This is a genomic window from Brevibacillus sp. SKDU10 (assembly GCF_001645205.1).
GTDB classification, from domain to species: domain Bacteria; phylum Bacillota; class Bacilli; order Brevibacillales; family Brevibacillaceae; genus Brevibacillus_B; species Brevibacillus_B halotolerans.
The window spans coordinates 123,145-131,699 of sequence record NZ_LSSO01000135.1 but is presented as its reverse complement, the minus strand read 5'-3'; the positions used below and the strand labels follow the sequence as shown (position 1 = coordinate 131,699).

General features: G+C 40.0%; 12 protein-coding genes. 5 read left to right on the top strand and 7 right to left on the bottom strand.

Annotation, left to right across the window (positions count from 1 at the left end; all coding sequences use genetic code 11):
* On the top strand, positions 1-541 hold a 541-nt coding region (locus tag AYJ08_RS08390; protein ID WP_064017333.1), incomplete at its 5' end, for a hypothetical protein.
* A 144-nt stretch (positions 542-685) separates the two neighbouring features.
* Here the strand turns inward: AYJ08_RS08390 and AYJ08_RS08385 are convergent.
* Positions 686-898, bottom strand: coding sequence for a DUF1540 domain-containing protein (locus AYJ08_RS08385; RefSeq protein ID WP_031413156.1), 213 nt, complete (start codon positions 896-898; stop codon positions 686-688).
* Between the two features lie 125 nt (positions 899-1,023).
* Here AYJ08_RS08385 and AYJ08_RS08380 point away from each other — a divergent pair, with 125 nt between their 5' ends.
* Positions 1,024-1,800 carry an SDR family NAD(P)-dependent oxidoreductase gene (locus AYJ08_RS08380; protein WP_064017332.1) on the top strand — a complete coding sequence of 259 codons (777 nt, stop codon included), beginning with the start codon at positions 1,024-1,026 and terminating at the stop codon, positions 1,798-1,800.
* Positions 1,801-1,807: 7 nt separating this feature from the next.
* On the opposite strand, the gene AYJ08_RS08375 is transcribed toward AYJ08_RS08380, so the two are convergent.
* From AYJ08_RS08375 to AYJ08_RS08350, 6 genes are all read right to left on the bottom strand, one after another.
* A complete protein-coding gene (locus AYJ08_RS08375) occupies positions 1,808-3,025 on the bottom strand; it encodes an MFS transporter (protein WP_064017329.1) in 1,218 nt (405 codons plus the stop codon).
* A 224-nt stretch (positions 3,026-3,249) separates the two neighbouring features.
* Positions 3,250-4,026 (bottom strand): GTP-sensing pleiotropic transcriptional regulator CodY, encoded by a 777-nt coding sequence (gene codY / locus AYJ08_RS08370; RefSeq protein WP_064017328.1) that lies wholly within the window; start codon positions 4,024-4,026, stop codon positions 3,250-3,252.
* A 196-nt stretch (positions 4,027-4,222) separates the two neighbouring features.
* The gene (locus tag AYJ08_RS08365; RefSeq protein WP_064017327.1) at positions 4,223-4,819 is read right to left on the bottom strand and encodes a DUF6198 family protein; all 597 of its coding nucleotides are present in this window, start codon (positions 4,817-4,819) and stop codon (positions 4,223-4,225) included.
* Between the two features lie 83 nt (positions 4,820-4,902).
* Positions 4,903-5,679, bottom strand: coding sequence for a sporulation protein (locus AYJ08_RS08360; protein WP_064017326.1), 777 nt, complete (start codon positions 5,677-5,679; stop codon positions 4,903-4,905).
* A gap of 101 nt (positions 5,680-5,780) precedes the next feature.
* Positions 5,781-6,290 (bottom strand): sporulation membrane protein YtrI, encoded by a 510-nt coding sequence (locus AYJ08_RS08355; RefSeq protein WP_031413149.1) that lies wholly within the window; start codon positions 6,288-6,290, stop codon positions 5,781-5,783.
* On the bottom strand, positions 6,287-6,601 hold the full coding sequence (locus AYJ08_RS08350; protein WP_064017325.1) for a YtrH family sporulation protein: 315 nt from the start codon (positions 6,599-6,601) through the stop codon (positions 6,287-6,289). The genes AYJ08_RS08355 and AYJ08_RS08350 overlap by 4 nt, the downstream gene beginning before the upstream one ends.
* Before the next feature lie 378 nt (positions 6,602-6,979).
* Between AYJ08_RS08350 and AYJ08_RS08345 the strand changes: the two genes are divergently transcribed.
* The 3 genes from AYJ08_RS08345 to AYJ08_RS23940 are packed head-to-tail and all read left to right on the top strand — an operon-like array spanning position 6,980 to position 8,547.
* Positions 6,980-8,224, top strand: a complete 1,245-nt coding sequence (locus AYJ08_RS08345; protein ID WP_064017324.1) for an MFS transporter — start codon at positions 6,980-6,982, stop codon at positions 8,222-8,224.
* Positions 8,221-8,382 (top strand): hypothetical protein, encoded by a 162-nt coding sequence (locus tag AYJ08_RS23945; protein ID WP_197490614.1) that lies wholly within the window; start codon positions 8,221-8,223, stop codon positions 8,380-8,382. Before AYJ08_RS08345 ends, AYJ08_RS23945 begins: the two co-directional genes overlap by 4 nt.
* A gap of 27 nt (positions 8,383-8,409) precedes the next feature.
* Positions 8,410-8,547, top strand: a complete 138-nt coding sequence (locus tag AYJ08_RS23940; RefSeq protein WP_003334859.1) for a hypothetical protein — start codon at positions 8,410-8,412, stop codon at positions 8,545-8,547.
* The last annotated feature ends 8 nt before the right edge of the window (positions 8,548-8,555 follow it).

Genomic DNA, 8,555 nt, shown 5'->3' with positions numbered 1-8,555 from the left:
TAGCAGTATTGTCCCTTTTTTGAATCGATCCTTTGGCAAAAATTTAACACTACAAGATTGCTTTGAATATAATTTAGCAAATGTATATGAAATCACAGATGAAGAGTTTACTACCTGGCTTTTACAAAATAGCCAAGAGGTCTACTCCCACTCTGGCAACGCCTCCGAAATTTTGCAAAACTGGCACTTAACTCATGAACTTATTTATATCAGCGCCAGAGCTTTAGAGGATATGCAGGTAACCAAAGCTTGGTTTGCTAAACATCATATTCCTTATCATCATATAGATTTGGTTGGCAGTCATGATAAGGTTCGTGCCGCAAAAGCATGGGGCATTGATCTATTTATGGAGGATCGATTAGAAAATGCCTTACAATTATCCAGCGAACTCAAAATCCCTGTTCTGTTGTTTGATACGCCGTATAATCAAGGTGAGCTTCCGTCCTTAGTCCATCGCATTACGAACTGGAATGAAGCGGAATCCTTTATTAGACGTCTGGAACTGGAGCATGTCTCGACTTTAGAGAAACAAGCCCTGTAATTTAAAATGGTCTACTGACTAAAAAAAGACGTAACCCCTATGAAAGGTTACGTCTTTTTATCTAGTGTTACGCACTTGAATAGTTGTTCCACTGGAAAAGTTCATTGGTTTTCCATCTAGGGAGCATTTCAACCTAGGAAGCGATTACGCCTTTGGCTTGAACGTATGACAACAGGTTTCTCGAGATGTTGTTGCATAATCACGGTGCTCGGTATCATAAGCGAACTCGCCTGCAAATTCAGCATCATAATCTTTGTTTGCATGAGGATCAATGTCCACCATAATGGCTTCAGCATTGCAATTGTTTCCTTGTCCCCAGTACGTGCAACTCGCTACACTGCATTTTACTATTGGCATATTGGTCACCTCCTATGGCTATACTGCACCCAGACGAGGACTTTTATAACCTCTTCCTTTCAGGTTTTTTTTACATGGAATATCGTTAATGGTAGGATGTTTATAGGAGGTGAATGATTAGCATTATGAGTAAACCAGTAGTAATTGTTACAGGCGGTACCGGTGGACTTGGGATGGCACTTGCCAAGGAGTACATTCGTGAGGGATACCATGTGGTTATTACAAGCAGAGATCACACCAAACTAAAAAGAGTCCAGCGTGAATGGAACCGTCCCCCAATGCTTCACATCTATAAACTAGACCTGTCCGATAATGAAGCAGTAAGAGCCTTTTCTGCTTGGGTAAAGATTCGCTTTGACCGTTGCGATATTCTCATCAATAATGCAGGCTCTGCTTTATTTAAGCCCTTTTTGGATCATTCACTGGAAGAGATTCACCAGACCATTGAATCAAATTTATTGGGCACATTATATATGACTCGTGCTTTCCTGCCTATGATGCTCACTCAATCAGAAGCTAGGATTGTCAATATTGCTTCTCTAGCAGGTCGTGTTGCTTCTGCTAAAACTGCTGTATACGCTGCGACAAAAGCCGCTGTTATAAGATTCAGCGAGTCACTTCGTCATGAGCTTGCTGCTACACACATCTCAGTCACCTGTGCCTTACCTGGTCCGATTGATACGCCATTTCTCATGTACGCAGACAATACAGGCACATATAAACAAAAAGTTAGTGGCTTCCTGCTATCTCCTGAAAAAACAGCAAAAGCTATAATGAAAGCAACAAAACAGAAACGCTTTGAGGTAGCCCTACCAAAGCGTCTCCATCTACTGTCGCTCATTTATCCTTTATTACCAGATTTTATTATGAAACGAGTCGCACCCTTACTGAATCGCAAATAATACTAAATTATTGCAAAGCTCGCAACCTTACCATCGCTATGATCCCAACCAACATACATAGCACGGCACAATAAACAAAGATACGATCCATTCCTAATGAAGAAGCCAGGAGGCCGGATAAGAAACTTCCAACAGGTAAACCAAACCCTGTAATGGAACGATTGGCAGTTAAAACTCGCCCCAAAATCTCATTCGGCACCTGTTTTTGAATATAGGTTGAAATTAATACGTTAAATGGAGCAAAAACAACCCCACCAACAAAGAAGCACACAACAGCAATTTCCATGCGCTGCGTAAACCCTAGAGGGAATGTAGCTAATCCCCACAAACAAATAATCGCCCCGACTGTCACTCCAATTGGGTATTTCCAATTCTTAGCGATAAATAACATCGAACCACACAATGATCCGATAGCTATCGCTGTAAGCATATAACCTTGATAAGCCTCTTTTCCAATCCCCCATACTTGTTGTATGTATACAGGCAATAATTCTACAGGTGAATATCCCATATTAAAAAACAGACTAAAGAATAACAGAGAAAGTAGCATCGAATTCGTTCCAATATATCGATAACCTACCACAAGATCTTTCCAAAAATGAAGTAATGCCTCTCTTTTCGTCTGACTTGATATGTTAGAGTTTGGCTTATATGTATAGGAAACTCGTAAAAAACACGCTGCACATAAAAAGAAACTAATCGAATCGATAATGATGACATTGGCCGGTCCGATTAACGTGACCGCTAACCCGGCTAGCATAGGCCCAAAAAGCCAAACTATCTGCCATTGCGCACTCATCACGCTATTTGCTTTAATGAGCAGTTCCTTATCCTTGATTAAATTCGGGAGCATCGCTTGCTGACCAGTGCTGCTTAATGGGGATAACATACCGGCTAAGGCCATGATGATATAAACGGTAGTTACTGGTACGGCTGGTAAAGACAGCAAAAAAACAAGCAATCCATATAAAGAGCCTCTTACCACATTATCAAAAATAATGAGTTTCCTTCGATCAATGCGATCCAATAAAACGCCTGCTATTAATCCAGATATCAGAGCTGGTACATAATAGGACAAAATAGAAGTCCCCATAATCGCTCCAGAGCCTGTTCGATGTAATAAATACCAGCTTACCCCAAACGATCCAAATGAATTTCCGACAGCCGATAAAAAGATACCAAGCCAGAACCAACGAAATGATGGAGTTCTCCATAGCTCTTTCATGCTGTACACCTCCTAATCAAAAAGATATCATAATTATAAGACTTTTTAAATATAAAAATTTAATAAGTAATAATATTTAGTATTATCTACACATAGATATCATTTCTTTAGTACAGTAAAGTTTCACATGAAACATTAAAAATAATAAAAAAAGACATGCCCGAAATAGACATGCCTTGTAACTGGGAGGAAAACATGGTAGTCGTTACTACTGGATTATGTGATTATGATGTTTTCCATTTTTCTAACTCAGAATGGAATTTATCATTTAGCACCTTAATATAGGTTCCCTTCATTCCAAGAGAACGCGATTCAAGAACTCCTGCACTAGCAAGCTTACGCAATGCATTAACGATCACAGAACGGGTCAATCCAGCCTGATCCGCTAATTGACTAGCTACCAGCAACCCTTCCTTAGCATCCAATTGCTCCATGATTTTTTCAATCGCAATTTGCTCGCTATAGGAAAGAGAAGACAATGCAATCTTAGCGAATGTTTTATCACGAACTTCATTTTCAATCTGTTCTGTTCGCTGACGTACAATTTTCATTCCAACTACAGTTGCACCAATCTCAGCTAGGATGAGATCGTCCGTCTCATAAGCACCAAATGCACGAGTTAACACTAATGTTCCTAATCGACTGCCACCTGCATTAATAGGTACGATGGTGGTCATCATTTGAGGGAACAGATTTTTCCACTCAGCAGGAACCATGCTGTAGTTACTGTGAACTGCCTCGTTAGCTACTGAGAAATGAATCTCTAATAATTTTTCCTTATAGTTTTCAGGTAAAAAGCTCGTAAAACGGCCTGTTTCCTGAATCGAAATCTCTTGTGCAAAACCACTTCCTAAAATCTGCCCATCTGCCGTGATGATATACATATTGGAATTGATGATATCAGAGAGCAATTTAGCAATATCCTGATATGATACCCCGTTTCCACCCATCGTCTTTTGTAGCATCGCATTTATTCGTCTCGTTTTTTCTAACAAATTCATTTGGAAAATTCCTCCTCTAAATGTTTCATGCTCACAGTATTGTCTGAAAAATGTGCCTTGATACCTCGTATTCGAAAAAAATTTTTTCAGACGGTGTGCGGCATTCCATTTTGAGATGAAAATCGATGCTTACATCGGGGTTGCCCAATAGAAAAAGCCTGGCATCTGCCAAGCTTTTCTGACTAACAATCTCGACTTATTCTGTCTGGACCATTCCACGACGATTCCACAAAAATGTAATTCCTGATACGATCATGATCGCTAAAAAAGAATAAAAATAATGGGGTGTATCGGCTAGCAGTGCGCCTATCAACAAGATTATGATGTCAAAAACAAAGATCACAATCCCAATATTAATTCGTGTTACATCAGATAGAAGTTTAGCCACCAAATCAAATCCATCTGTCGTTGTATTAAATCTAAGTAACAGGCCAATCCCCATGCCAATCAACAAGCCTCCCAAAATACTACTGAATAATAGAGAACAGGAGGTAAATACAGAGACATGCTGCAACGGCGAAAATAAATCAATCGAAAAGGACGAAAGCAACAATCCATTGACGCTATCGTAAAAATAAGATCGCTTTGTAAACCAAGCATATAGATAAATTGGAATACTCATGACGATCATTACCAACCCTACTTTATAGCCCGCCATATAGTTGATTATTAAAGCAATTCCGGTCAAGCCGCCGTCCATTAATTGATGCGGAATGATGAAACCGTTTACTCCAAGTGCAAGTAATCCACTGCCAATAAGCAAGGCTAATCCTTTACGTATCATATATACCATGCTCTACTCCTTGGGATGAGATCAAGACTAGTGTGTGAAGCAAGCTTGTATCTCATACCCCGGAGTTACTGCTAGCTTTTTTCCTATCCAATGCTTTTCATAATCATCTGCTCAATCCATGCTGTCAGCTCTCGAATTGGTCTATTTTGATCCTGCTCTGTTAAACGCAGCCTCACATATCGCTCATCCATATCGAATGCTTCCTCCAGCATGCCTGCAAATCCGCGCTTACGTTTATCAACCTCTAAAAGAATCTCTAATTCATTTTCCTGTAAAAAGAAAATGACCTCCAGTTCATCTACATATTTACGGAACCGCCCTTGTGGCCGAAATTCAAATTCTTGTACAAATGGATAAGGCTGACCAAGCCGACGATTAAATTCACAATCGACTTTATATAACTGAAACCCTAATGTAGAGAGTGCCTCTAATACGTTCCCCATCATCGGATGCGGCTGAACCTCAATATAATCCGAGTCACCAGGATCAATTGCATTTTTTATATCTAGGCCTGTACGTAAATAGACCGGTTGTCTTCCTATCGTCAAAGGCGTTGCATAAGGTAATGGAAATGAAAACGAATAGACCTTTGTTTCCTGCGGTTCAATGCTAAAGGGTTCTGTCAAACGATGCTTTAACAGGATACATTCTTCTTTTGTTTTGTTATGATTATTTTCTCGTTCATAATGAGTAATAACATAAATATAAATCTCATCAATATCCTGCTGAATATCTCCTCCCGTAATATGAACCTCGCCTGTTACCAATTCACCAGGAAGCAATGTTTCCTTGAAAAGGCGTGTATCTACAGTAGCTGCTCCAATTCCTACACTCGCCATCATCTTTTTAAATAACGACATCCCCCATGCCCCCTCGTTCTAAAAGCCCTTCTTATTTTGTTATAACTATATACGAACAAGCTGGGGTTTTGTTGCATTTTTCTGTTACAGCCATACACAAGCTATCCGATTGTTTTTGGTTGCTCTTTAGCCACTACATATAAGTGCAAAACCCGTGAAATAACTAGGGTTTTTATATTTACCTCTATGACCTTTCCTTGAATAATGTACTCTTTTTTTTGCAGTAATTCATGCAATATTTCATGCATTTCGCCTACTTGCTCCACTTTTTTCCTTTTCAATTGGGCCAAGTCTTTTTCTAGGCTATGCTTTAATTCTTCTTCGACAAAGGTGTTCGGGCGTTGTCCTAAAAAGGTGATCTCAACATCTTCAATCACGACATTCTGCTTCTTTCGCGCTACTTTATGCAGCTCGTTAAGATTGTCCATTTCGTTTTGGAGACGATCATTTAATACATATAAATTTTTGTTCTCCAGCATTAGATCTTCCATTCTTTGAATAAATAAGAATAGAAATATCGCTCCTCCTGCGACAGCTCCTAAAATAAACAAGCTGATATACCGAAGATATCGACGTACTTTAGGTGATCGCTCCTCTTGTAGAGTTGTCATGAAGCTCTCCCCTGCGTCAGCCATAGCATCGAAATCGTTCCGAGATGCGCTCCGATAAACGCTGCAAAAATATAAATGAGCTGTTTTAAGACAGGTGAGAAATTGCCGACAAATAATTTTTCAATTTGTAAAAATGAGTCAAATGTTCCTCCAAGGGCTCCCACCAGCCCCATAATTTTGAGCTGGATTGCTAGATCTGACATGACAAGCAACGGAGCTCGATCACTAAAAAAAGCACCCATGCCTCCAAGTATTGATCCTCCAATCACGATTCCATAAGCAACACAAAACGTTAAAATGACTTGAGCCACTTTTCTCACGCTCCTTGTGCTTCATACTTGTACCAATTTTGCGTATGCTCTACCCTACGCGCGAATAGAGCCAAATATGATTGCCACTAAGGAAAGCTTATAAAACCTCTCTCTTTTATTTATTCAAATCCATCATCAAACACGATGGAGATAAGGAAGATGACAACGATGATTCCAATGACCACCTCAAGACCACCTAATTTAAAAATACTCGCCATAAAATTCCCTCCTACTAGCCTCTTTTTATAGGGATATGTCACGGGTTACAAAAAGTCTCTAGGCATCTGCCCAGTTTCATGCATTTTAGGCTACGAATAAAGGGCGTCCCTCTTTTCACATACTAAGTCTGACATCAGAAGAGAGAGGAGGGACAATACCTTGACCACCGCACGCCACTTACTTGGTAACCGTACATTTCTCTTTCTGTTGATTGCAGCTCTTTTTATGCATATTGCAATCTTTCTGGTGACCCCTATTTTTCCTATCTTTTTAGAAAAAGCACGGCATTTGCATGCAAGTCAAATTGGGTTCATTCTTGCTGTAGCTAGCTTAATGTACCAAATCGGAAGTCTTGTTGGTGGATTTTTATGTGATCGTGTTTCACGTAAGCTTGTCATGGTAAGTGGAGCAGCCATTCAGGCAGGTGCAATGTTTGGTTTTAGTGTAAGCCAAACCTTTCTGCTTTTTATGGTATTTTCGGCCGTTAATGGCAGTGGTATGGGGTTATTAGCCCCTGCCATAAAAGCAAAAATAGCTGATATAGTAGGACAAGAAGATCGAACAACTGCATTTTCCTGGCGCGGAATCGCGGCCAACATTGGTATTATTATTGGGGGTCTTACGGTTACGTTACTTGCATTAAGTACGAATCGAATTGTCTTCATTTATGCAGCAGGTGTTTATATTCTGTTGACCTTTTTTCTTCTATTTGCTTTACCTAAAGCCCGTCAGGAGAACACGAAAAAGGATTCCTTATCATGGAGTCAGTATAAACGTTTATTGGGTCATCGCAGCTTTTTGTTTTTCTGTCTGGTATCTTTGCTGGTTTGGGGATTATATGCTCAATTTCCGCTTATTGTTCCATTACGCGGACAACATATTATGGGGACAGGTGCCAAGATAGGCTTGATTTGGACCATTAATTCAACCTTTGTGGTTCTATTTCAAGGTGTTATTGCCCGTTATATCTTAGAAAAAATTAGTCCTTATTGGGCAATGGTCAGTGGTACCTTGTTCCTTGGTGCTGGCTTATTCGCGATGGGCTTTACTCATCAGTTTTGGACGTTTAGTGCAGCAGCCGTTGTGTTTATTATTGGTGAAATGCTGGCTGTACCTGTATTCGACAGTTTAGTTGGGCATTTTGCTAAGCCTCCTTTATTAGGAGCTTATTATGGGATCGGCAATGTAGTCACAGGGATTAGCGGTGCTTTAGGTAATGCGCTTGGTGGCTATATGATTGAGTCGCTTGGCGGCGTAGGCAGTATGCGACCATGGTATATGTACGGCATCATTACATTAATTTCCGTTGCCATTCTGACCACTTTTGCTATCTATGCTAACGCCCGTCATAAAAATAAAGAGTCTTCCTCTTCTCTACACCCTAAAAAGGAGCGTGCACGATGAATTCTTCTTCAGATGATCATAAGCGGCAAGGAGCTAACCTTCTTGATAAAGCACCGTTTTGCTCTCTATTGTTTCATATGGAAAATGAAGCTCATGAGTCAATACTTGAGGAATACAAAAGATATAAGCCTGAGTACAAGTTTTTGTTTTGGGAATAATAAGACCTTGAAAGGAATGATAAGAAGATGAATATGGATAAAAAACGCTTTTCCAATAACTCCAATGAACGCAGTGAAACAAATACACAGCCAAAGAAAACCCAAGACGATCGTCCGGGCTTTGGTGACAAAAAATTAGAAGGACCGGATCGTCCTTCCACATAATTCTGAGT